Here is a 24,215-nt window from a genome sequence, read left to right as displayed (position 1 = left end):
ATGGACGTTGTTGAACCAACATGTTCAGTTGGCGGATTGGGTGGAGCGTGTTCAGCCTTCCCCGACTGCGTTGCTGGAGTCCACAGTGGCAAGGTACCAGCGGGAAGGCCGAACCGTGTACCGCTTGGGACTCGGGCAACCGGATTTTCCAACGCCTGACCGGGCCAAGGCGTCCGCGATTCAGGCGATACAAGACAATTTCACAGGATATACCGACACGAGCGGCATCCTGCCTCTGCGCGAAGCGATCTGCCGGGCGCTTAAACGGGATATGGGGCTTAGCTACGATCCCGGGGACATTGTAGTCACCGTCGGCGGCAAGCATGCCCTGTTCAACGCGATTTGCACGCTGTGCCGGCCGGGAGATGAAGTTCTGATTCCGGTTCCGTATTGGGTGTCGTTCCCCGAGCAGGTGAAATTCGCCGGCGCGAAGCCGGTCTTCGTTCAGACCAGTGCTTCCTCCGGCTATAAAGTGACGCCGGAGACGCTTGCGCCTCTGGTGAACGAGTCGACCCGTCTGCTGATTCTCAACCAGCCGAACAACCCTTCCGGCGCGGTTTACAGCGCGGAGGAGCTGTCCAGGCTGGCCGAGTTCTGCAGGCAGAGGGATCTTTGGGTCATCAGCGACGAGGTGTATTCAGCGTTTGTGTTCAAGCCGGAAGGATATACGAGCATCGCGTCGTTTCCCGGCATGCGGGAGCGGACCGTCGTGATCAACGCGGTGTCCAAATCGTACGGGATGACCGGCTGGCGCATCGGTTACTCCGCCGCTCCGGCCGCGGTCACCGAGGCGATGCTTCGCCTGCAGTCCCATACGACAAGCAACCCGTCATCCATCGCCCAGCAGGCGGCGCTGGCCGCCATTGACGGCCCGCAGGACGATCTTGCGGACATCCGCGAGGAATACGCGGCGCGCCGCGGCATTCTGGTCGAAGGGGTTCGCCGGATCAAGGGACTGGAGTGCAGCGTGCCGGACGGCGCCTTCTATGTATGGGTTGACGCATCCGCCTGGCGCGGCCAGACCCTGAAGGGACGGACCATTTCAACCGCCGACGATCTGGCGGATATTCTGTTGACGAAGGCCGGGGTAGCCGTGATGCCGGGAACCGGGTTCGGCAGTCCATACCATATCCGCCTGTCTTACGCCGTTTCCCGTCAGGAGATGGATAACGGAATCGCGGCGATGGAATCGATTCTTGGGAGCAAATAAAGGAGGAAGTCCACAACATGTCCACAACTGACTTGAAAGATAAGCTTAAAGGGATTTACGTGCTCGCTATCACTCCGATGACGGATACGCTGGCTTTCGATCCGGCCGCGCTGCGGCGGAATATCGATCACTTCATCGCTTCGGGCGCTCACGGCATTATCGTCGGCGGTACATACGCGGAGTACCCGAGTCTGACAAGTGATGAGCGGAAGCAGCTGTTCACCGCCGCCGCCGACGCGGTGGCCGGCCGGGTTCCGCTGCTGTGCTGCACGGCGGCCAGCGGCACCGGCGAAGCCATCGAGCTGGCGGATGCGGCCAAGCAGGCCGGCGCCGACGGCGTAATGGTGACACCTCCGTACGTATCGGAGGTCCGGCCGCAGGATATTCTGTATCACTTCGAGCTGCTGAACGAATCGACTGAACTGCCGATTCTTATCTACAACAGTGCGAGCATCGGCGTCCATCTGTCGCCGGAAGAGATCGCCAAGCTGGCCAAGCTGGACAACGTCGCCGGAGTCAAGCAGGGCGCTACCGATCTGCATGCGCTGGTGCGGACCGTCGCTTACGCCGGCAAGGACATCTCGGTCATGTGCGGCTCGGACGGCCTCATCCTCGGCGGACTTGCCTCCGGCTTGCCCGGCTGTACATCCACGAACGCCAACTTCATGACTTCCGAGTTCGTCGCGCTGTACAACGAATTTCAGCAGGGAGACAATGCCCGCGCCCTGGAGCGGTATTACCGCTGGCAGCCGATCCGCGATCTGGCCCGCAAATACGGGCAGCCCGCGATGGTCAAGGCCGCGATGGAACTTATCGGGCTGTCTTCGGGACCAGTCCGGGCGCCTTTCCGCACGCTGGGGGAAGAGGCCAGAGCGGATATCGCACGCACCCTGCAGCAGACCGGCATCATAGCATAAGCATCAGCAAGCGAACCTCGCCGAAAGCCGCTCAAGCTTTATGTGAGTCTAAGGAATTTTACCGGTAGAGGACATTTGGCCACTTGAAGGGATTTCACATGAAATATGGGAATTGGTGTTTCGATCAAACCCAATAAAGGTTTTGCAATACAGCCGGGCGAGCGGCAGGAATTCATTCCTGTACCTGTCCGGCTGTTGTCTTTTTTGTCCTGAATTGATTGTTTTAAGCAGTCTCTTTAATTTCAATAATCTGAAAGCGTTTATATGTTACTTCGAGGACTTCTTTCAATATTCAGTAAAAGTGAACGAATGGTGGAAGTCATTGTCTATCCAGTGGTTCTTTTGTATAATTCTACCGTTGGAATTTTGAGAAAATTATACCATTTATTCTCCTTTATGTTTTTTTATTGGTAATGAATGGGTTCGGCGCAATAACAAGCCAGCATCTAGGGAAGCAGGCCGACATCTTGAATGACACCGGGCTTGCGTTCGAAGACGCTCCGGGCTATCTTCATCAGACTGCTCCGGCGGTTGACGCGATCCTGGTAACGGATGAGGTCTTGTCGGGGGTCGGAGAGAAGGATAAACGGATATGGATCGATTGGCGGCCCAACTGGCCGCTAATCAGCGTTCAACGGTAAGAGTGATTCTCGTAACGAGAGATTTTTTTAAAATGAAAGAATGGGAGAATCTGACCACCAAATATCCCAATCTCAAAATCATGATTTGCGACTACATAAGAGTGCCGTCCGAGGTTTTTGTCAAGGCTCTGGAGATATTACCGGAACTGTCGGGGAGGCTCCCGAAGAAGGGCAAACCTGCGGAGGACAACAGTTATAGCAAGATGAATGGCGGCAAGGAAAAAAAGAGCTCGTTACCGGAGCGCGAACATGTACTGTTGACACCAGGAACGGTACCCAAATTGCTGCCTTAGGCAGTGAGCCAACACTATCGAGGAACTGAACGAGAACGGACAGATAAAAGAATTTAGGAACAAGCATGGCCTTGTCCATGCCCTATTCATGAATCCGTCAGACGGTATCTATATAGATACCATTTCCAAGGAGTACACGGGATTTTCCCATCATTCCATGTTTTCATTGAAAGCAGCAGACAATCAGGAGCAGTTTCAGCGCTCCGAATCCCAGACCCGGGCATGGATTCCGGATAAGATTTACAATATCACCGTAGGTATGGAGTCCGTTTCCCCACTTGCCAAAGAACTGCTTGTTGGACGAGATTGAAGTGACCGTGAAAGGTTCCATGTACGACGATTTGAATAACTGAGATTAGGCGTTCATATTCAAAAGCAGCAAGTAGATTAAGGAAGAGCCGCAATCACGAGTTGACAACAGGAGAGGTGACTTGTACAAAAAAAGAGGGGAACAAGCATGATACAAAAAGTGGATCTTGAGCGCCTGCTGGCGTTATCCGCTGGCATCCAGCGCATTCGCCGCAGCCTGGAGGGCAAGTTGTCCGAAATGAACCGGAGCACCGGCAGGCTGCTTGCGCAAACCGGAAGCGAGTACACGGAGCCGTATGTCCGCCAGAGTGTGCGGGAAGCGGAAGACCACTTGCGTGAGGTAATGGCCGCCGGGGAACAAGGGGACCGGATTTTGCGCCGGCATGCCCAAAATCTGGAGTGGATAGTTTGCCGTTACCGGGAGTCGGAACGCCGGGCTAAGGCGCTTGTGGATGCGTCGCTATTACCGAGGTCGCCGGAATGGAAGACGTTTAGCGGTCTCGGCGGGCCGGTTGCCCGCTTTCCGGTGTTTCTTTTCCCGGGGGAGCGGCTTAAAGAGGGGCTGTCCGCCGGCGCCGATGCCGAGCTGGTCTATGGATTGGAGCCGATATGGACCGACGAAATCATCGCCGCGCTGATCCGCAAACTGCAGGAGGGTACGGAAATGGAACGTGTTTCCGCCCGGAAGCAGCTGCGGGAGATTCGGGAGCAGTTGAAAGAGCTGGCGCGCAGCCGGACGGCAGCGGAGGTCTACCGGGCCTTCGGCAACGCGGCTTACGAGAAGGAAGCGCTGCGGTATGCGGATACGCTGCGGACTTCGCTCGAGATGAAGGGGATTTCGGCAGCGGTGCTTGAAGCGACGGCGGTGATCCCCGGCGATGTCCCGTCTCCTCCGCTTACGGCCTGCCGGTACAATCCGCTGGCCGCGGATAGGTCGCCGCTGCCGGAGGAGAAGGAACTGCAGTTGGTGCTCACGGCCGCGATGGCCAATGCCGCGTACCGCCAGTGGGCGCATTCCCATTATGAAGCGATTGCGTTATCGGTGCGGCAGGCAGTGGCGGAGCGGCAGGAGCTGGAAGCTATCGCTGCGCTGTACGGGAAGCTGCCGGAAACGGAAGTGAAGCGGCTGCGGAAAGCGCTAAAGGCACAGGGCTATGCGCTAGAGATGGACGAAGATACGTTCACGCCGGACCTGGTGTCTGCGCTGCTGCAATACGGAGCCGCGCGCGAGCCGGAGGCGGCCGTGGATCGCCGCACGGCGGTGTCTCGGGCGCTGGCGCTGCTGAGCGGAGATCTGCCGGCGGAGCGGATCAACAGTGATCTGCTGCAAATGCTGGTGATGCAGTATGCCAGGAAACAGAAAAGCCTTACGCTGAATGCGGACGGCCAATCGGAGAGTGATTTCCTGCGTTATGTGTGGAGTCAGGGCTACGATCCGGAAACATTCGACCTGGTGCCGCCATCTCTGCGGGAAGGGTTAGGTCTGAAATACAGTGAAGCCTACTTTGCGGTGCAGGAGGAGAAGGACTGGAGCCAGGCGGGGAAGGTGCCGCAGTGGATGAACGTGACGGCCTCGTTTCTGACGGGCTCGGTGAACGGAGCAGTGGACGGGGTCGTTGGTCTGGCAGAGGGAGCGTATCAGGTGCTGCGGCACCCGATCCAAACGGGCGAGGCGATTGGAAGCCTGATGGAGCAGGGAGCAAAGAAACTTCGTCACCCGGTGGAAAGTATAAAGGAACTGCAGGGGTGGGGCGAAGGAAAGATCGAAGCGTTCCGGGAGATGACGCCGGAGCAGCGGGCGTATGCGCTGGGACACGCAGCGGGGAATACCGCGACAAATGCAATCCCGGTGGGCAAAGCGCTGCAGGGTGTCAAATGGATGGTTAAGAGTGATGCCAAGGCGCTGAGGTTGCTGCTGCAGGAGAAGAAAACATCAGGCTCCCTCTCCGGGTGGGGGCTTCCGCCCAGGCTGGCGACACCGGAGGGCCTAACTGTACCGGGCTCGTCCCATCCCGACTTTACGGTGCCGGAGGTACGGAAATCGGAGGGGTGGGGGATTGAGGGGACGGGTAAAGTTCCTGATAAGACTTTTGTTGATAATCCTATTGATGATACGGGGGAACTAATACCGAATGCGAAGTATAAAGCGGGTGAGCACCAATATGATTATGAAACAGACCATCTTGGTAGGATTGAAAAGTTTACCGCTGATGATCTAAAATTGACTACTAGAGAAGAGCGATTGCCACATGATTCAAATACACCAGGCAAAGAGCCCGGCGACCATGCAGGCCATCTGGCTGGGGATAGATTTGGTGGTTCACCAGAGATTGATAACCTTGTCTCCCAGTCAAGTAAAATTAATCTAAGCGAGTACAAAAAAATAGAAAATGAATGGGCAAAAGCGTTACAATCAAATCCTCCTAAGCATGTATCAGTTGAAGTAAAAGTAAATTACGAAGGGGATTCACTTAGACCGTCTAGTTTTAATGTGATCTATGAGATTGATGGCAAGATTAAGGTTGTTGATCTGGTCAATTAGGAGGTAATAATATGACAAAGGTATTTGAAGATTACTTCTCGGAACTACAGGCGGATATGGTTTCGATTTGTATGGAATACGTAAGTAATAAAGCAGAGATGATCTATATTTACGCTACAAATGAATTTGATCAATTTAGTTCTGATGTATTTTATAAAATAAACGGTCAGATTGTTGAAAAGCACAAATTAAATACTGCTGTCGAAACAGATGATCGTCATTCGCAGCCTATTTACAATGTGTCAAAAGAACGGCAGATCGCAGTGCTTAATATTTGCAATCAAAATTTACGTAAAATTAAGGACTTGTGTCAGAAATTCAACAGAGATATGCCTACGGAAATGAAACTGATTTATGATGTTTCAAGAAATAAATTGGAAGCTCAATATAGCTACGAAATTAAATACTCAAATGATCCAGTAAAAACAGCTGGGCATATTTTCGATGAGTGGTTTGAGGAAATGGGCGGGAAATTGTAGCCGCTGCAAGTTGGTTGCGCAAGCTGATCTACCAAAACGTAAAACGGCGTATTTTTCAATCCAATGTCATACAAACGCACCACGCAACACGTATTAAGCGGGCGGGAGATAACGAAGCCAAGTAAATTTGATTATTCTTCCCTGCGAAGATTAAACCGAATCGGAAATAGCATCCAAATAGTGCGGCAGGATGCGGCAATTTTATCGAATCCATTCGGGAGTTACCGTTAATATCTAGGCTGTCTTGTTATCCATGGATTATTCCGATGTGACAAATTCAAGATTCAAAAATCGCTCTATGCTTCTGTATGTCTGATGTGATTCCTGCCTGTAGAGTGTCTAACCTAATAAGGGAGAACATCTCGAAAGGAGCAATCATCCATGAATCATCCCGTTAAAGAATGCATTCAGAAGCTAGGGCTAACACATAGGGGCGTTTGTAGTCTTGTATAACAACTCATGGGAAAGGTTTCGTAGTTGCTTGTACGGCTACACTGATTCCATCCCCCGTGCCATCTTGAATGTCATGCTACAGTATGGCTATGATGAACAGGAAGCACAGCGGCAATATCTCTTATGGAGAATTGTCATTCCAGGCTTCGAGTCATTGCTAGTTAATGAACTTCCTCCAGACATAAACTCTGCAATCCTTATATATAACTATGAATATAATTGTGATATTAAAGAAGTTAAAAGAGACGGTTATAACTACGTTTTTATTGGTAGTGTGCAGTACGAGTAAATTATTGAGTGTAATAGTTGGTATTATGGGTTATGGGCTGCCCAGTGCCGAATGAACCCATCATTCAACCATTAGCACATATTATAACCTGAATAACGAAATGCCGTTACATCAAACAGGTTGATTATGGTCAGATACCATCGTGATTGACCTGTTTTTTTATGCCTGCCCCCACCATTACGCACCACGCAACGCTGGTTGGGCTGGTGGGGAAGAACGGAGCTAGGCATATCCAGTTTTTCATGGTTATTGCTTCAATTAGAAGATTGTCTCCATAGTATGACGTGATGCGGAAAACAATTGAATGCAGTAAGGCTTTACCGTTGTTGTCTAAGCTGCTGGTTATTGATGGATTTATTCCGATGTGACAAATTCTAGAATCGTCTTATGTTTCTGTATGTCTGAGTGTGATTCCTGCCTGTAGAGTGACTAACCTATGTCGGACGGCAAGTATTATGTCAAAGCCTGGATCGCGGATGTAGAGCTTGGAGACAGCAGTAACGCCTATAACAAATTGGGCAAGCTGGTCGGCGTCAAGCCGCTGGACGAGATTGAAGTAACCGTGAAAGGCTCCATGTACGACGATTTGAATAACTGAGATTAGGCGTTCATATTCAAAAGCAACAAGTAGATTAAGGAAGGGCCGCAATCACGAGTTGACAACAGGAGAGGTGACTTGTACAAAAAAGAGGGGAACAAGCATGATACAAAAAGTGGATCTTGAGCGCCTGCTGGTGTTATCCGCCGGCATCCAGCGCATTCGCCGCAGCCTGGAGGGCAAGTTGTCCGAAATGAACCGGAGCACCGGCAGGCTGCTTGCGCAAACCGGAAGCGAGTACACGGAGCCGTATGTCCGCCAGAGTGTGCGGGAAGCGGAAGACCACTTGCGTGAGGTAATGGCCGCCGGGGAACAAGGGGACCGGATTTTGCGCCGGCATGCCCAAAATCTGGAGTGGACAGTTGGCCGTTACCGGGAGTCGGAACGCCGGGCTAAGGCGCTTGTGGATGCGTCGCTATTACCGAGGTCGCCGGAATGGAAGACGTTTAGCGGTCTCGGCGGGCCGGTTGCCCGCTTTCCGGTGTTTCTTTTCCCGGGGGAGCGGCTGAAAGAGGGGCTGTCCGCCGGCGCCGATGCCGAGCTGGTCTATGGATTGGAGCCGATATGGACCGACGAAATCATCGCCGCGCTGATCCGCAAACTGCAGGAGGGTACGGAAATGGAACGTGTTTCCGCCCGGAAGCAGCTGCGGGAGATTCGGGAGCAGTTGAAAGAGCTGGCGCGCAGCCGGACGGCAGCGGAGGTCTACCGGGCCTTCGGCAACGCGGCTTACGAGAAGGAAGCGCTGCGGTATGCGGATACGCTGCGGACTTCGCTCGAGATGAAGGGGATTTCGGCAGCGGTGCTTGAAGCGACGGCGGTGATCCCCGGCGATGTCCCGTCTCCTCCGCTTACGGCCTGCCGGTACAATCCGCTGGCCGCGGATAGGTCGCCGCTGCCGGAGGAGAAGGAACTGCAGTTGGTGCTCACGGCCGCGATGGCCAATGCCGCGTACCGCCAGTGGGCGCATTCCCATTATGAAGCGATTGCGTTATCGGTGCGGCAGGCAGTGGCGGAGCGGCAGGAGCTGGAAGCTATCGCTGCGCTGTACGGGAAGCTGCCGGAAACGGAAGTGAAGCGGCTGCGGAAAGCGCTAAAGGCACAGGGCTATGCGCTAGAGATGGACGAAGATACGTTCACGCCGGACCTGGTGTCTGCGCTGCTGCAATACGGAGCCGCGCGCGAGCCGGAGGCGGCCGTGGATCGCCGCACGGCGGTGTCTCGGGCGCTGGCGCTGCTGAGCGGAGATCTGCCGGCGGAGCGGATCAACAGTGATCTGCTGCAAATGCTGGTGATGCAGTATGCCAGGAAACAGAAAAGCCTTACGCTGAATGCGGACGGCCAATCGGAGAGTGATTTCCTGCGTTATGTGTGGAGTCAGGGCTACGATCCGGAAACATTCGACCTGGTGCCGCCATCTCTGCGGGAAGGGTTAGGTCTGAAATACAGTGAAGCCTACTTTGCGGTGCAGGAGGAGAAGGACTGGAGCCAGGCGGGGAAGGTGCCGCAGTGGATGAACGTGACGGCCTCGTTTCTGACGGGCTCGGTGAACGGAGCAGTGGACGGGGTCGTTGGTCTGGCAGAGGGAGCGTATCAGGTGCTGCGGCACCCGATCCAAACGGGCGAGGCGATTGGAAGCCTGATGGAGCAGGGAGCAAAGAAACTTCGTCACCCGGTGGAAAGTATAAAGGAACTGCAGGGGTGGGGCGAAGGAAAGATCGAAGCGTTCCGGGAGATGACGCCGGAGCAGCGGGCGTATGCGCTGGGACACGCAGCGGGGAATACCGCGACAAATGCAATCCCGGTGGGCAAAGCGCTGCAGGGTGTCAAATGGATGGTTAAGAGTGATGCCAAGGCGCTGAGGTTGCTGCTGCAGGAGAAGAAAACATCAGGTTCCCTCTCCGGGTGGGGGCTTCCGCCCAGGCTGGCGACACCGGAGGGCCTAACTGTACCGGGCTCGTCCCATCCCGACTTTACGGTGCCGGAGGTACGGAAATCGGAGGGGTGGGGGACTAAGAGTACGGGGGAAGCTCCTAGGATTGATGTTGGTAATACTGAAATAGATGCTCTAAGGAAAAAGTGGAATGTTCCAGAAACTGAAACAGTTGCAGTTGGTAAAACAGATGTAAAAGGTTTGGAAGATTTGACCTTTGAAGGAGGGTCACCGAAAGTACGAAAAGAAGCAGGATTACCTGATTTAGATGAAGTAATGCCCGATAGAAATATTAAAGCTCCTGCAAATAACCCATTGTTCACTAGGCATGCTGAGGAGGGAGTATTAAATGAATTTGATTCAGCAGTTATAAAAGCAGGAATAGATCCAAAAGATGTAGTAGGAATATTAAGACTTCATCAATCGAATCCTGCTGGTGTATGTAGAAAATGTTATCAGGGACTAGGCAACGATAAGGTGTTGCCTGGTGTGTTAAAGCAGTTAAGTATAAAATATCCAAACCTAATAATCGAAGTTACATCGGAGATTGATGAAAGCATAAAAGTAACTGGTAGGCTTAATCTAAAGATAAAAAATGGAGAATATATTGATTAGTTGGAGGTTAATATGACTTATACAAACTTTGATAGTTTCACAGACGATGGTAAAGTGATTTTTTTTCTTGGTCTTTCAGAAAAAGTACTATCAGTATTTTCTCGAAAGGAAGACCAAAAAGTTGCTCAAGACGTTATTAGTAAATGTTGGGACTGGTTGAGGGAAAAAGATAATATAGGGGATATTCTCTACGATTTGTTAGATGATGAGGAAAATGGTATAACTATAATCCAAGAAATGTCAGACAATGAAGTAGATAAGATAGCTTGGAACTGTATTATTGATGCAGTTGCATATACTAGTCGAAAAGCATATGAAAGAGAAGGTGTAAAGTATTATCCAGAACCAATTGCATTAGTAGATGACACATTAGTAGATCATTTTATTGATTGTTTTGAAAAATGTGTAGTGGATTCAGGCAATTACATTCTACGAATGAATTCTTTATTGACTGAGTTCAAGGTTGAGGATAATATGAGTGATTTGAGGACTGAAGTTTTGAAGAATTTATAAAATATAGTTTAACTGCTACCAACTGTTTTGGTCTTATCGGTGGGGTAGTGGCTTTAGGGTGATATTTTTGTCTATAAAGGAAGCTATGAATCACTACTTTTCGTTAAGGAAAGAAATTGCGGATGAAGGATTGGATTTTTTATTTAAAATACCATTCGATGAAGATGTTGATTCCCTTATTTATGTTGGAGAAGTTGACGAGGATGAGTATATCTCTTGGAGACCTGTCAAAAAAAAAGATATTAATGATTTCAAATCACTAGAAGAGAACTTAGGTATCAGAATTCATCCGTCTGTTATCGAATATTTCAATTCATATTGGTTTGCAGATTTAGATGGGTTTATTAAAGACCACTATATAAAACTAGAATCGGTACTGCCAAAGGCAGATATTGAATCTTACAGAAACATGCTTATGGGATACAAGAATAACCACAATAACAAACTTGAGCATATCCCTATAGGCATAGAGGGTAATGGGCTTATTGTTGTAGTTGATAATGAAAATGGTTCTGTAAAACTTGAGGACTTTGAAAGAAATTCATTTGAAGTAATCTCAGAGGGTATTAAGCAATTAATTACAACTTTACGGCTAAAAAGATAAATTTACAAAGCGGATTGATAGACCGATGACAAATAAGAAAACATCCGATACGCATGGCGAAGAACTACAGGAGCTAAAAGACCTATTATATGCTGAGGAAAATAGCAATATTATTGCAGAAATCAAAAATATGAGTCCTCTGGAACTCCATATCCTTGCCGCTAACTTTAACTGGAACAGTGGCTTTGAAATTCCTGAGGCTATACTGGGTAATGGAAATTGCGACTTAGGTACTGGTCTGCTGTTGTTTTATCGAGCAGATGGTTATCGTGTGCTCGAATCAAAAGATGCTGTTTCTGAGTCCGCCCAAAGTGAATGGAAAGATTTAATTAGTAACTTGTTTGATAGGATAGTTGATGACGACTTCCCTAACAAGACGATATCTTTTACACCACCACTAACAAAAGTACAAGCCTTTAAACTGAGAAAATCAAACCCTAGTATTCCTGAAGTCTTTTTGGATAAGTCTCCTGGTGATGATGTAGCAATCCCAGTCCTCTAGTGTATCATGTGAGAGCTATCCAGTGCCGAACGAAGACATCATGATGAGAGTGACTGTCCCGCTGCGCACCACGCACCACCAATTAAGCGGGCGGGAGATAACGAAGCCAAGCAATTTCAGTTATTCATGCCCTGCTAAGATTGAACCGAATCGGAATATCATCCAAATAGTGCGGCAGGATGTGGCAATCTAATCGAGTGCATTCGGGATTTACCGTTATTATCTAGGCTGTCTTGTTATTGATGGGTTATTCCGATGTGACAAATTCAAGAATCGTCCTATGCTTCTGTATGTCTGGTGTGATTCCTGCCTGTAGAGTGTCTAACCTATAAGGGAAAACATCTCGAAAGGAGAATCATCCTGTTAAAGAGTGCATTCAGAAGCTGGGACTAACCCATCGGGCGTTTGTTGTCCTTTATGACATCTCATGGGAAAGGTTACGTAGTTGCTTGTATGGATACACCGATTCCATCCCCCACGCCATCCTGAATGTGATGCTACAGAACGGCTACGATGAACAGGAAGTACAGCGTCAATATCTCTTATGTCGGAAGTGGAGAGTCCAGCAAGAGCTTAACGCCACTGGAAGCGTGGTAATGTGCTTCAAAAATGAAATGGATTGCCTAAAATCAACAAAAATAATTATTGACTAAACGATCCGGAAAGGTTAATATGAAATCACAAGGAGGTGGACTACAAGAACTGCAGGCACGGAAATTATAATACTTAATGCAAGGTTTTATTTTTTTAAACATTACAGACTGAATAGTCAAATTAAAAGGAGGAAATAAAAATGAACAACAACAAACTTACAGCAGGAGCTATTCGCGAGCGGGCGCAAGAGACCTTTTGGAATCACTTGAAATATTTGTCGGGCGGAGATATTGAAGCATGGGTCAATCTTTGGCACGAAGATGGTATCCTGGAGTTCCCTTACGGCCCGGCAGGATTCCCTGAATTCAAACAAGGCAAAGCCGACATGTACGAATATATGCAGAACTTCCCGAAACACTTCGAGGTGCAATTTACAGAACTGGAGTTCCATCCGGCTGTCGATCCCGAGCTTGTGATTGCGGAATTCAAATCCACCGGGAAGCACAGAGAAACAGGGAACCCTTACAATCAGACGTACATCAGTGTGGTTGAAACGAAAGACGGCCTCATTACACGCTATCGGGATTTCTGGAATCCGCTGGTGGCGATCGAATCGGTTGGCAGCATGAATCAAGCCGTTCAATTCTCAGCGTAACCCATCATTTTTTTATCAATAATTGACTGAACGATCTGGAAAAATAATATGAATGTTACAAGGGAGGAGTGCTTGTTAGGCAATGGCAAGAAGTAAGGAATTTGATACAACGCTAGCTCTGCACAAGGCCATGGAGATATTCGGGCATTACGGTTACGAAGGCACTTCGCTGCAAAATTTACTCGATGGGTTAGGCATAGCGCGTCAAAGTCTATACGACACCTACGGCACCAAGCGGGATCTCTTCATCAAGGCGGTAAAACATTATGTGATTGAGAAATCGGATGCGGTCATTTCGTATTTGGAGCGCCCAGGTTCGGTAAAAAAAGCGTTTGCTGATATTTTTCATGAAATTGTGGCCGTTCTGCAAGATGATCTCCGCCGTAAGGAATGCTTCATTATGCACAGCGCCATCGATCAAGTTCCTCATGATCCGGAAATCGCAGCGTTTTTTGAACGGGATATGACGAGTTTGATCCAAGCCTTCTATGATGCGCTGGTTCGCGCCCGAAATCAGGGTGAACTAAGCGGAACCCGTGATTTGCTTGGTCTTGCACGGTATTTGTACCATGAGAGATATGCTCTAACCCAAGTGGTTAAATTAACTACCGATCCTAAAGTTTTGGATGATATTGCTGCCGTTACGCTTTCTAAGCTGGACAATTAATGGAGCGCAAAAAAGACGCTTCAATTTATTTTCGGATTTTCAGATCGATTGGTCTGGAAAGTGGTGGAGTCTTACGTAATGGAGTTCGGGGGTAGAGTGGGCGATTTATTGACCCTATTCCCGCTATATTAAATAGACTGAAAGGTCTGATAAAGAAAAGGAGCGGATTTCATGAATTCGACTAGACACAAAGGATTGGCATTGACGATTCTGGCACTGTCCCAATTAATTTTGGCTCTTGATTACACGATTATTTTTGTAGCTCTGCCTTCACTTGCAGCAGACTTAGGATTTAGTGCGAACCAGCTGCAATGGGTCATCAGCGCGTTTTCCCTGGCCTTTGGAGGCTTCCTGCTTATCGGTGGAAGATTGTCCGATTTACTGGGCAGAAGGCGGATGTTCATCATTGCCATGGGGATCTTCGGTTTAGGCTCTCTGCTTGGCGGTCTGGCAGACTCTCAGCTGTTCCTCATTATGGCAAGGGGACTCCAAGGCATAGGCGGTGCGCTGCTGTCGCCGGCTACGCTGTCGCTCATCATGTCCAATTTTGAAGAAGGCCCGGAACGCAACCGTGCATTAGGCATTTGGGCGGCAATGGGTGGAGTGGGCATGTCCATCGGGTTATTGCTTGGCGGCGTGTTAACAAGCTTTATCGGCTGGGAAGCCACCTTTTTTGTCAATGTACCAATAGCTGTTTTCGTTATTATCCTCGCTCCGATCATGCTTGTGGAGAGCAAGGCGGCAGCGGTAAAACGCCATTTTGACGCATTAGGCGCGATTTCCGTAACAGCCGGCATGATCTTGATAGTAAATTATCTTATTCAAGCCCCGGTCGTTGGCTGGCTTCATCCATCAGCAATTATTCCTGGCATTATCGGCGTTATTCTCCTTCTAATGTTCGTAGTCATTGAAAAACGCACGAAAGATCCTTTGATCCCTTTCAGACTGTTTCGTATACGGAGTTTGACCGGGGCCGCGATTACCGCAGCGTTGTTCTCCGCTTCATTCGGTACGTTATACTATTTCCTCACGCTATACACGCAAGAGGTGCTGCATTACTCTGCCATCCAATCCGGATTAAGCTTCCTGCCGCTGACCATTAGTGCTTTTGCAGGTGCGAAGTTGATTAATAAAATGCTGGCAAAGGTAGGGGCGGCAGGTACCATTGCAAGCGGCATGGGACTTGGCGCAATCGGGTTCATGCTGCTCACCCAGCTCTCTGAGCATGGATCGGCATGGGGGATTATTCCGGGCACCGTTATTATTGGTATCGGTCAGGCCTTTATTTTTACAACAATGTTCATTGCGGCAAGCTCGGGAATTGATATGAAAGAGCAGGGTGTCGCATCCGCTATCGTTTCTACCGGGCAGCAAATCGGCGGAGCGGTTGGATTGGCTGTCATTATGGCCATTATATCTGCAAGCCTCGGCACTAACGCTACTCTGGAAACGATGGAGCCCTCGGATTTAACCGGAGCGATCCACATGGCATTCATTATTGACGCTGTGATTGCGATTATTGGCATTCTTGTATCGTTCCTTGCGCTTAAGCAAAAAAATGCCGCTGTTATGGAAGCGGGGTCGCTGCAAGAGTAAAGCCCGCCGAGTTCCCTTCTGAACACTTGACTTCGAGCTTACTCTAGGTCCTATAATTAAGGTGTCGCATTTTAAGGACGTTTACCCTTAATAATAAGGAGGTCAAGAAGATGAGCCTCAACATGCAATATACGATCGGTCAAGTTGCCGAGAAGTCGAATTTGTCGATCCATACCTTGAGATATTATGAAAAAGAAGGCATTCTGCCGTTCATCAAACGAAACGAAAGCGGCATCCGCATTTATGAGGATGAACATATCGAGTGGCTGAACTTCATATGCTGCCTCCGTGATACGGGCATGTCCATTTCACAGCTGAAGGAATTTGTCGAGCTTACCGTGAAAGGCGACGCAACCATTGAAGAGCGTATACAAATGCTTGAGCTGCAGAAGAAGACCATTCAAGATCAGGTCAATACTCTGATGTCCTATATCGGGATGATTGACTTCAAGATCGGCATGTACTCCGAAGCCAAAGACAAAGTCCAGAGCGACGGACAAACAGGATGAACTTAAAATCAAAAGGGACGAACCGAAGTACTTCGGCTCATCCCTTTTTTTTCTGGCGAATTATTGCGGATTCATATAACGGTCTTCGATATAAACGGCAGGGTTCCATAGAGGATACTCCGGCTGCAGACGGCTGGCTTGATCCAGTCGGGACAGCTCCCCCTCGTTCAAAACAATACCGGAAGCTCCAAGATTGTCCCGAAGCTGGTCGGGCCGCTTGGCGCCGACAATCACGCTCGTGACGGTCGGTTGATTCAGAAGCCAGGCCAGCGCGATGCGAGCGACCGAGGTTTCCCGCGCCTTGGCGATTTCCTGCAAAATATCAATCAAGACATAGCCCTTTTCCCGGTCAACCGGAGGGAAGTCGAATTTGTTGCGCCGGTCATCCGCCCCGCCTTGGTTGTCCCGGGTATACTTGCCCGACAGAAATCCGCCGGCCAACGGACTCCACACGAGGAGGCCCATCTTCTGATCCTGAAGCACGGGGATAATCTCCCGCTCAACGTCGCGTCCGGCGAGCGAATAATAGGATTGGGTCGTCTGGAAGGCATTAAGGCCCAGCTGCCGGGAAATGCCGTTCGCCTTCATCATCTGCCAGCCCTGCAGGTTCGAGCAGCCGATATACCGAACCTTGCCGCTGCGAACGAGATCGTCCAGCGCACGCAGCGTTTCTTCCCAGTCCGTAAGCGGGTCGGGGCCGTGAATCTGATACAGGTCGATATAATCTGTACCAAGACGCTTCAGGCTTTCTTCCGCCTGCCGGATAATATGGCCTCTCGATAATCCGGCGTCGTTCGGGCCCGGTCCCATCCGGAATCTTACCTTGGTCGCGATCACCGCTTCATGCCGCTTGCCTTTGAGCGAACGTCCGAGAATCTCTTCCGATTCACCTACGCCGTATACATTAGCGGTATCAAAAAAATTAATCCCTGCTTCAAGCGCTTCATTCACAAGCAAACCTGCCGCTTGATCATCCAGAGCGCCCATTACCGAGCTCATTGGATCATTTTTGCCACCGAACGTCATCGTACCCAGACAGAATTCCGACACCATCAGACCAGTACCGCCTAGCAGTTTGTATTTCATGCATCATCTCTCCTTGATGGTTGATTTTGTCTTTGCAAAATCATCATAATGGCTAGAGTTTACTCTAGGTAAAGGAGGTATTTAGTCGGATTTAGGAATTTGAAATCACGAGATGAAGCGGGGAATGAATGATAACATTAATCGAAGAATATCGGAATCAGAATGCTGCTGAACTCAAACCAGACCGGTATGATCTGGGATGCTCCATCAGAGCCGTATTCCAATTATTTTTGCCCTGACTGGTCAGCCGGATCACTTCGCCAAAGTTATTCGCAGAGGGGAATGTTATGAACACATCAAAAACCGTACTGGTCGTCAGCGTTTCAATCTTTCGTGAGGACGGCAAGGTGCTGGTGATCAAGGAAAATAAACCGTCCGTCCGGGATAAGTGGAACTTTCCATCCGGCCGGATCGAACCGGGAGAAGCTATTCCGGACGCCGCGCGCCGGGAAGTGAAGGAGGAAACCGGGTACGAGGTCAGACTTATGGCGGCGACGGGAATCTATCATTTTGTCAGCAGCTTGGGCGATCCCGTCATTTTGTTTCATTTTACCGGGGGAATTACCGGCGGCTCGCCTCAACTGGAAGAAAACATCGGTGTAGACAGCAGATGGGCCGCTTTATCCGAATTATTGGAATTGGACCCCAGTGAATGGCGGGACGCGGGAGTTATCTCGCAAATCGTTAACAACCTTATAGCGGGCAATGAATATCCAGTGGCTCTGTATCATCCGAAATTATGCGGGGATGGATGCTATCGCTTAAGGGACGGCTTATGAAGCAGGATAAGGACTCTGAGTTATATTTCGGCTCATCTTGTACAGGCATTCCCCGCACATGCGCTAAATCACATCATCATTTTCAGAAATACGATAAAATTTTCATAAAAATTGCTGGTTTTTGGTGGATTCCAAAATGGCGAAAGAATAGGTTAACAAGAGGAGGCATCTTGATGATTAATGCAGAGACGCTTGCAGGTTATTATGAGAAGAAGGGCAGATTGCAGCAAAATTTTCTGACCAAACAGTTCCAGACCGATCTTCCCCAGTTTTCGACACATGAAGAGGCAGCCGGCTGGTTCAAAGCGCTGTTCGGAGACGACTTTATTTTTGTAGAGAAGATGAAGGCTGCCAACGAAGCGGAATTCTACTACCTGTACGACATCATTCATGACCGCGAGAGATGGGAACGCAGAGAACGGGATATAAGAGAGAAGGGCTTCGCGAACGGATTGGGCATGCTGCTGTGCGCCCAGCGGGTCGATATTTATGAAGACGGCTCGGTAGAAATTGCATTTTAAAAAAATAGCCAAACCCATTTCGGACAAGCAACCGGTCGATGCACGCTCGTGCATGGCTGGTTTTTGTTTGTTTGCTATATAAGTTGAACTTAAGATTTTCCCATCAGATATCAGTCGTAACTACGAGGAACGTTTGGACTTCCGGCCGCTGCCCATCTCCAGATTTCTTGATTTAAACCGCTTCTCGCGGATGAAATCCGGAGACAGCCTATGCTTTCGAAGCGAGCTTTCCTCCGGAAAGCTTTCAGGCGATCGCTATCGCTCCTACAGTTCCAAACTTCCCCTTTGTTACTCCTTCTTCTAATTTATTTCAAGTTCATCTTATATTAGTGTTAAGATAGGATAAAAAAAAGTAGGGGTCATTGACTATGAAAATACTTCAAAGCATAGCTGTTGCCGGGATGCTTACGTTATTGCTAGCCTCTGCCGGCTGCGGGAACGGGACAGCTGGAGACCCGAAACCCGGGGCAGAGGAGACTCCGGCTGTGGCGGCTGGGGAATCGGCGGCTCCGTCAAGCGGGGCATCCGGGCCCGCAGCGAGTCCAAGCAGTGCGCCGGACACCAGCCCGGCTCCATCGGCGGCCGCATCGGCACCCTCGGCAAGCGCTCCGGCGTCTCCAGACAAAGAGTCAGGAGGGACGAGCGGCTCCGCGGCTCATGAAAATCAGGAAGTATGGGCTGCGGTCGACAAGGCGCTGGAGAGTGAGGAATACAGCTCCATTGTCAAGATCTTCGAACAAGTGCCCAATCCAAGCGAAGATCTTACGGCGATGTACAACCTTGCCCAGTACAACATTTACGGACAGGACGGAGACGATGAGAAGTCACTGGAATACTTGTACAAGATTCCGGCGGGCTATCAGGGAAGACACGCGGACCTGGTGGACTATTGGAAGTTCCTTCATGAATCTTATGTCCAGGGCCGTACGGACAACATCACTTTTGAAGAATATAAGCAGAAATACTATCATTCCGGCAAAAACGCGCACTAGCGCTCGGGAAGGGGAATAGGGCTTCCCCATTCCCCTTCCTGAACCTTTTTTCCCCGCAAATCACACTCCTATCCTTATTAAGACAGGGCCGCCTTTTATCGAGAGTTTTCGGTAACATTGGCATCCCGGACGCCCATACTGTCTAAAGTTTTAGTTATTGACTTTTCCAATGAAAGCAATTACAATTTCCTCGAATGAACAACGAAACCCATTTCGAAAGAGGGAGGTGAACAGGCTTGATTACCATTTACGACATTGCCAAACGGACGGGTTATTCTCCGACCACCGTGTCGAAGGTGTTCAACAATTACAATGATGTCAGCGCCAAGACCCGGGGCAAAATTTTGGACGCCGCCAAGGAGATGGGGTATTTGCCCAATTCGCATGCCCGGACATTAATGACCAAGAGATCGTGGACGATCGGGATCCTGTTCAACGAACCTACCGGTGTGGGGATTCGCCATCCGTTCTTCAACGGCGTCATTGACAGCTTCAAGAAGACGGCGGAGGCTGAAGGGTACGACCTGATGTTCATCTCGGGCAATATTGGCGGCAAGAGCAGCAGCTATTTGGAGCATTGCAGATTCAGAAGCGTCGACGGCGTTATCGTCATTATGGCCGACCGGAAGGACCCGGGCCTTCAGGAGCTGCTGGAGAGCGGAATTCCCTGCTTCCTGCTGGATTTCGAGTCGTCGCAGGCGGGAACGATCTGTTCCGATAATATCAATGGCAGCTTTCTGGCGGTGCAGTATCTGTATGAGCTGGGGCACCGCCAGATCGCCCATATTTCCGGCGGAACGGATACGTTTGCGGGACAGCAGCGGCAGCTGGGGTACACGATGGCGATGAACCGGCTGAAGCTTGGGAGGCGAGAGGAGTATATACCTAGGGGCGGCGGCTTTTTTTCACTGGAGAGCGGATATGAGGCGATGAATCGGCTGCTTGACCTGGAGCAGCCGCCGACGGCTGTGCTGGCTGCAGGAGATAATCTCGCTCTCGGAGCGATTAAAGCGATTCGCAGCCGCGGCCTGCAGGTGCCGGAGCATATTTCCGTGATCGGGTTCGACGATATCGAGGCCGCCGGGCTGGTCAATCCAGCGCTGACCACGATTCGCCAGAATGTGCAAGAGATGGGCAGCCGCGCGGCGAAGATGCTGATCCATTCCATTGAAACGGTCTGTGCTCCGGAATCGGTCGTTATCCCCGTGGAGCTGGTAATACGGGATTCGTGCCGGGCCGTGTAGCGGTGAAGCCCATTGCAGGTATACAGCGGGTGGTACAGTGAGCCGTACAGCGTTTGACTGACGCAGCGTTTGACCGGCACAGCGGCTTTCCGGTTGTCGGGACTTCCGGGGATGTCTGCGCGGCTTTTTTCGAAACCGATTTCGAGTATGGTTTGTCTGCATGAAACTTCGCTCCAATGGTCTGATGATGTAATGACGTAATGGCGGCAGGTAGCGGTTCCTGAAAGTCCCGATTCAGGCGGTGTGGCGGTGTGCGGTAACGGTTCTTTCTTTGATCAGACGGTACCCTGCGGATAACAGACGGTACTTACGGAAAGAGAGGGTAAAAGATGCCAGCCTATTATTTTGAGGACCGGAATTTTGTTATTGAGGAGTTCGATCAGGCCAAGACGTTCTCAAGCTTTCTTCCCGGCCTGGCCGGACGGAAGGGGATTCCTTTATGGGCTTTCTATGTTAATCGCGGGCAGGGAATTGCCAGCTTCGGCATCAGGGACAAAAACTCTCCGATCATGGAGTTCTCACCGGCAAGCATCAGCTATAAGAACGTGGCGGTGAACGGATTCCGCACCTTCATCAAGCTGGGGGGAAATTCTTCCGTCTATGAGCCGTTTCAGGACTTGGGGGAGAACCCCGCCGTGAAACGGACGATGAGAATCGGGCGCAACGAACTAGCCATTGAGGAGATCAACCGGACGCTGAAATTGCAGGTCAAAGTCGTGTATTTCAACGTGCCGGACGAAGGGTTCGCCGCGCTGGCCAGACATGTGGAGATTGTAAATCTGGACGGCTCGCCTCTCTCGCTGGAGGTTCTGGACGGCCTTCCCGAAATTTTGCCTTACGGGGTCGACAATGCCGGTTACAAGGCGATGGGTAATCTGCTCCGCAGCTGGATGGAGGTTTATAATCTGGAGCGTGCCATTCCTTTTTTTAAACTCCGTTCAAGCACCAAAGATGAAGCCGAAATCAGTGAATTTGCAAGCGGGCACTTTTGCCTCTCGTTCAGCGACGAGGAACGTCTTATTCCTCCTCTGGTCGATTACGAGACGATTTTTGGCTATAATACCTCGCTATTCTATCCTTCCGAATTCGCCAAAACTTCCTTGGCGGAGCTTCTGAACCGGCCGCAGATTACGGCGAACAAGGTTCCCTGCGGGTTTGCCGGCAAATCGGCGGAGCTGGCTCCGGGTCAAAGCGTGAACCTGTATACCCTGATCGGCCATACGAACGATATCGAGGTGATGAACTCCCGGGCCGGGCACCTCTGCTCACGGGAATATTTTCGCCGGAAACGCGAAGAAGCCGAAAAGCTTGCGGAACGGCTCACGGATGATATGCATACGTCCTCTTCGTCGCCGCTGTTTGATGCCTACTGCAGGCAGAGCTATCTGGACAATGTGCTCAGGGGCGGTACTCCGATTCTGTTCGGCAAAGGCAAAGAGGCCAAAGTGTACCATCTGTTTTCCCGAAAGCACGGGGATTTGGAGCGGGATTACAATTTCTTCTCCATCGCTCCGGAGTATTATTCCCAGGGCAACGGCAACTTTCGGGATATGAATCAGAACCGGCGGAACGATGTGTTTTTTAATCCGGATTCGGGAGCGTTCAACATTTATATGTTCTTCAGCCTGATCCAGGCGGACGGGTACAACCCGCTGCTGGTCAAAGGGAGCACCTTCCGGGTGCCGGGAAAACGGCGGAATGAGCTGGCCGAATGGCTGGAGTCCGCGGTGGACAGTCATCGAAGCGAGCTTGCGGAACTGACGGCGGGCCCCTTCACTCCGGGGAGGGTCATCCATTTTATCGAGGACAACGGGGTACGGCTGCAGATTGGGGAAGAAGAGTTTCTGGAGAAGCTGATCGGCCTGTCGGAGCAGAGCATTGAAGCGAATTTCGGCGAAGGCTATTGGATCGACCACTGGACATACAATTTGGATTTGGTGGAGAGCTACCGGGCGGTGTTTCCGGACAAAATGGAAGAGCTGCTGTTCTCACCAGGCACCTGCCTGTTCTTTGACAGTCCTTCAAGGGTTCTGCCGCGCAGCGAAAAAACCGTGCTGAAGAACGGGAAGGTCCGCCAGTATGGCGCGGCCGTTCATGATGAGGAGAAGCTGGTCCGCTTCGGAATCGGCATGGAAGATACCCGGTGGCTGAAGACCGGGAGCGGGTACGGGGAGGTATACCGTTCGAACCTGTTTGTCAAAATGCTGTCGCTGGCCCTGATCAAAATGTCCACGCTCGATCCTTACGGAATGGGCATAGAAATGGAGGGCAACAAGCCAGGGTGGAACGACGCCATGAACGGGCTTCCCGGATTGTTCGGTTCGGGTATGGGAGAGACCTTTGAGCTGAAACGTCTCATCAACTTTATTTTGAAAACGCTGTCAGATATGCGGAAGCATAATGATTTTGCCGCCCGCAGCGCCGTGCTCCCGGAGGAAATGTATAATCTGCTGATTTGGGTGTACGAAATCGTCTCCCTCCGGATGAAGAACAAGCTGACCGACTTCGAATGCTGGGATCAGACCGCCTCGGCGCGCGAACGGTATCGGGAGATGGTCCGCTTCGGAATCACCGGCCGGGAGACACCGGTATCGTATTCCACGCTTCAGACGATTTACCAGTTATTCCTTCAGAGACTGGAACAAGGCATCGCCAAGGCTCTGGAGCTGGGGGGCGGGCTTGTCCCTACTTACTTCCGTTTCGAAGCGGAGGAATACGCCTCTTTAACGGACAACAACGGTAATCCGGTCATCGCCGGATGCGGTCTGCCCGCCGTCACCGTAAGCCGCTTCCGCGCCGAAGCGCTGCCGGCTTTTCTTGAAGGGCCCGTTCACATGCTGAAGACGGTGGACAGTCCCGGACAGGCGGAGGAGATTTACAGGGCGGTAAGAGCAAGCGGCCTCTACGACGAGAAGCTCAAAATGTACAAAACCTCGGTAAGCCTTGAGGAACAACCGCAGGAAATCGGCCGAATCCGGGCGTTCACGCCGGGGTGGCTGGAGCGGGAATCGATCTTTTTGCATATGTCCTACAAATATTTGCTGGAGCTTCTGAAGACTGGTCTGACCGGGCCCTTCTTCGTGGAATTCAGAAATACGCTTATCCCGTTCCAGGACCCGGCCGTATACGGGCGCAGCACCCTGGAGAATTCATCCTTTCTGGCAAGCGGAGTCAATCCGGACCCGACCGTTCACGGAAGAGGATACGTGGCCCGGCTCAGCGGTTCGACCGCTGAGTTCATCAGCATCTGGATGCTGATGATGGCCGGGAAGCAGCCTTTCCGGCTGGGTCCTGGCGAGGAGCTGATTCTCCGGCTTGAACCGGTTCTGCCAGGCTGGCTGTTTAGCGAAGATGGCCGGTTGTCGTTCCGCTTTCTCGGCTCCGCAGAGGTGACCTATCTCAATGAACGGCGTGCCGATACGTTTGGGGACGCAGGCGTGTCCGTCCGCAGCATCACGCTGAGGGATAAGGCGGGTAGCGAGACCCGGGTGGAGGGCTGCGAGCTGGCGGGGGCGATTGCGGAAGGTGTGCGCAGCGGCCTGTACCCTGAGCTGGAGGTCCTGCTCGGATAGCTGTCGGCACAGGGCGGGGGACCGGCGAACGGTTCCTTGCCGTCCTGGCTTATGCAGGACCGGCCCATGCAGGACCAATATTTTGCTGGAGCTTCCCCCGGG

22 protein-coding genes are annotated in these 24,215 nt (G+C 51.0%); 21 read left to right on the top strand and 1 reads right to left on the bottom strand.

Annotation, left to right across the window (positions count from 1 at the left end; translation table 11 throughout):
• Positions 1 to 7 precede the first annotated feature (7 nt).
• From G5B47_RS22805 to G5B47_RS22730, 16 genes are all read left to right on the top strand, one after another.
• On the top strand, positions 8 to 1,210 hold the full coding sequence (locus G5B47_RS22805; RefSeq protein ID WP_165103280.1) for a pyridoxal phosphate-dependent aminotransferase: 1,203 nt from the start codon (positions 8 to 10) through the stop codon (positions 1,208 to 1,210).
• A 17-nt stretch (positions 1,211 to 1,227) separates the two neighbouring features.
• Positions 1,228 to 2,127: a dihydrodipicolinate synthase family protein gene (locus G5B47_RS22800; RefSeq protein ID WP_206107498.1), complete on the top strand. Its 900-nt coding sequence runs from the start codon at positions 1,228 to 1,230 to the stop codon at positions 2,125 to 2,127.
• Positions 2,128 to 2,594: 467 nt separating this feature from the next.
• The gene (locus tag G5B47_RS22795; RefSeq protein WP_165103277.1) at positions 2,595 to 2,768 is read left to right on the top strand and encodes a hypothetical protein; all 174 of its coding nucleotides are present in this window, start codon (positions 2,595 to 2,597) and stop codon (positions 2,766 to 2,768) included.
• Positions 2,720 to 3,061, top strand: a complete 342-nt coding sequence (locus tag G5B47_RS22790) for a hypothetical protein (RefSeq protein ID WP_165103274.1) — start codon at positions 2,720 to 2,722, stop codon at positions 3,059 to 3,061. The genes G5B47_RS22795 and G5B47_RS22790 overlap by 49 nt, the downstream gene beginning before the upstream one ends.
• Positions 3,062 to 3,218: 157 nt before the next feature.
• Entirely contained in the window at positions 3,219 to 3,371 is a 153-nt protein-coding gene (locus tag G5B47_RS22785) for a hypothetical protein (protein WP_165103271.1), read from the top strand.
• Between the two features lie 147 nt (positions 3,372 to 3,518).
• The gene (locus tag G5B47_RS25775) at positions 3,519 to 5,912 is read left to right on the top strand and encodes a DNA/RNA non-specific endonuclease (protein WP_235957310.1); all 2,394 of its coding nucleotides are present in this window, start codon (positions 3,519 to 3,521) and stop codon (positions 5,910 to 5,912) included.
• Positions 5,913 to 5,923: 11 nt separating this feature from the next.
• The gene (locus G5B47_RS22775) at positions 5,924 to 6,391 is read left to right on the top strand and encodes a DUF600 domain-containing protein (RefSeq protein ID WP_124697102.1); all 468 of its coding nucleotides are present in this window, start codon (positions 5,924 to 5,926) and stop codon (positions 6,389 to 6,391) included.
• A 1,178-nt stretch (positions 6,392 to 7,569) separates the two neighbouring features.
• A complete protein-coding gene (locus G5B47_RS22770) occupies positions 7,570 to 7,731 on the top strand; it encodes a hypothetical protein (RefSeq protein WP_165103268.1) in 162 nt (53 codons plus the stop codon).
• A gap of 103 nt (positions 7,732 to 7,834) precedes the next feature.
• A complete protein-coding gene (locus G5B47_RS25770) occupies positions 7,835 to 10,279 on the top strand; it encodes a hypothetical protein (protein WP_235957308.1) in 2,445 nt (814 codons plus the stop codon).
• A 12-nt stretch (positions 10,280 to 10,291) separates the two neighbouring features.
• The gene (locus G5B47_RS22760; protein WP_165103265.1) at positions 10,292 to 10,792 is read left to right on the top strand and encodes an Imm6 family immunity protein; all 501 of its coding nucleotides are present in this window, start codon (positions 10,292 to 10,294) and stop codon (positions 10,790 to 10,792) included.
• A gap of 85 nt (positions 10,793 to 10,877) precedes the next feature.
• Positions 10,878 to 11,396 carry a SecY-interacting protein Syd gene (locus G5B47_RS22755; RefSeq protein WP_206107503.1) on the top strand — a complete coding sequence of 173 codons (519 nt, stop codon included), beginning with the start codon at positions 10,878 to 10,880 and terminating at the stop codon, positions 11,394 to 11,396.
• 25 nt (positions 11,397 to 11,421) lie between these two features.
• Entirely contained in the window at positions 11,422 to 11,898 is a 477-nt protein-coding gene (locus G5B47_RS22750; protein WP_165103262.1) for a DUF4274 domain-containing protein, read from the top strand.
• A gap of 793 nt (positions 11,899 to 12,691) precedes the next feature.
• Complete coding sequence (locus G5B47_RS22745; protein WP_165103260.1) at positions 12,692 to 13,147, top strand: nuclear transport factor 2 family protein; 456 nt, start codon at positions 12,692 to 12,694, stop codon at positions 13,145 to 13,147.
• An 82-nt stretch (positions 13,148 to 13,229) separates the two neighbouring features.
• Positions 13,230 to 13,814, top strand: coding sequence for a TetR/AcrR family transcriptional regulator (locus G5B47_RS22740; protein ID WP_165103257.1), 585 nt, complete (start codon positions 13,230 to 13,232; stop codon positions 13,812 to 13,814).
• A 171-nt stretch (positions 13,815 to 13,985) separates the two neighbouring features.
• Positions 13,986 to 15,410, top strand: a complete 1,425-nt coding sequence (locus G5B47_RS22735; protein ID WP_165103255.1) for an MFS transporter — start codon at positions 13,986 to 13,988, stop codon at positions 15,408 to 15,410.
• A 110-nt stretch (positions 15,411 to 15,520) separates the two neighbouring features.
• On the top strand, positions 15,521 to 15,919 hold the full coding sequence (locus tag G5B47_RS22730) for a MerR family transcriptional regulator (protein ID WP_235950253.1): 399 nt from the start codon (positions 15,521 to 15,523) through the stop codon (positions 15,917 to 15,919).
• 60 nt (positions 15,920 to 15,979) lie between these two features.
• On the opposite strand, the gene G5B47_RS22725 is transcribed toward G5B47_RS22730, so the two are convergent.
• Positions 15,980 to 17,005, bottom strand: a complete 1,026-nt coding sequence (locus tag G5B47_RS22725) for an aldo/keto reductase (RefSeq protein WP_165103252.1) — start codon at positions 17,003 to 17,005, stop codon at positions 15,980 to 15,982.
• Between the two features lie 287 nt (positions 17,006 to 17,292).
• Between G5B47_RS22725 and G5B47_RS22720 the strand changes: the two genes are divergently transcribed.
• The 5 genes from G5B47_RS22720 to G5B47_RS22700 all read left to right on the top strand — a co-directional run bounded on the left by G5B47_RS22720 (position 17,293) and on the right by G5B47_RS22700 (position 24,113).
• A complete protein-coding gene (locus tag G5B47_RS22720) occupies positions 17,293 to 17,784 on the top strand; it encodes an NUDIX hydrolase (protein WP_165103249.1) in 492 nt (163 codons plus the stop codon).
• A gap of 173 nt (positions 17,785 to 17,957) precedes the next feature.
• Positions 17,958 to 18,305, top strand: coding sequence for a hypothetical protein (locus G5B47_RS22715; RefSeq protein ID WP_165103247.1), 348 nt, complete (start codon positions 17,958 to 17,960; stop codon positions 18,303 to 18,305).
• Positions 18,306 to 18,673: 368 nt separating this feature from the next.
• Complete coding sequence (locus tag G5B47_RS22710; RefSeq protein WP_165103244.1) at positions 18,674 to 19,297, top strand: hypothetical protein; 624 nt, start codon at positions 18,674 to 18,676, stop codon at positions 19,295 to 19,297.
• Positions 19,298 to 19,533: 236 nt separating this feature from the next.
• On the top strand, positions 19,534 to 20,541 hold the full coding sequence (locus G5B47_RS22705; RefSeq protein ID WP_165103241.1) for a LacI family DNA-binding transcriptional regulator: 1,008 nt from the start codon (positions 19,534 to 19,536) through the stop codon (positions 20,539 to 20,541).
• A 329-nt stretch (positions 20,542 to 20,870) separates the two neighbouring features.
• A complete protein-coding gene (locus G5B47_RS22700) occupies positions 20,871 to 24,113 on the top strand; it encodes a cellobiose phosphorylase (protein ID WP_165103238.1) in 3,243 nt (1,080 codons plus the stop codon).
• The last annotated feature ends 102 nt before the right edge of the window (positions 24,114 to 24,215 follow it).

This window comes from Paenibacillus apii (assembly GCF_011043685.1).
GTDB classification, from domain to species: Bacteria; Bacillota; Bacilli; order Paenibacillales; family Paenibacillaceae; genus Paenibacillus_AQ; species Paenibacillus_AQ sabinae.
Note: the sequence above shows the minus strand (reverse complement) of the source record. Positions and strands in the feature narration are given on the sequence as shown.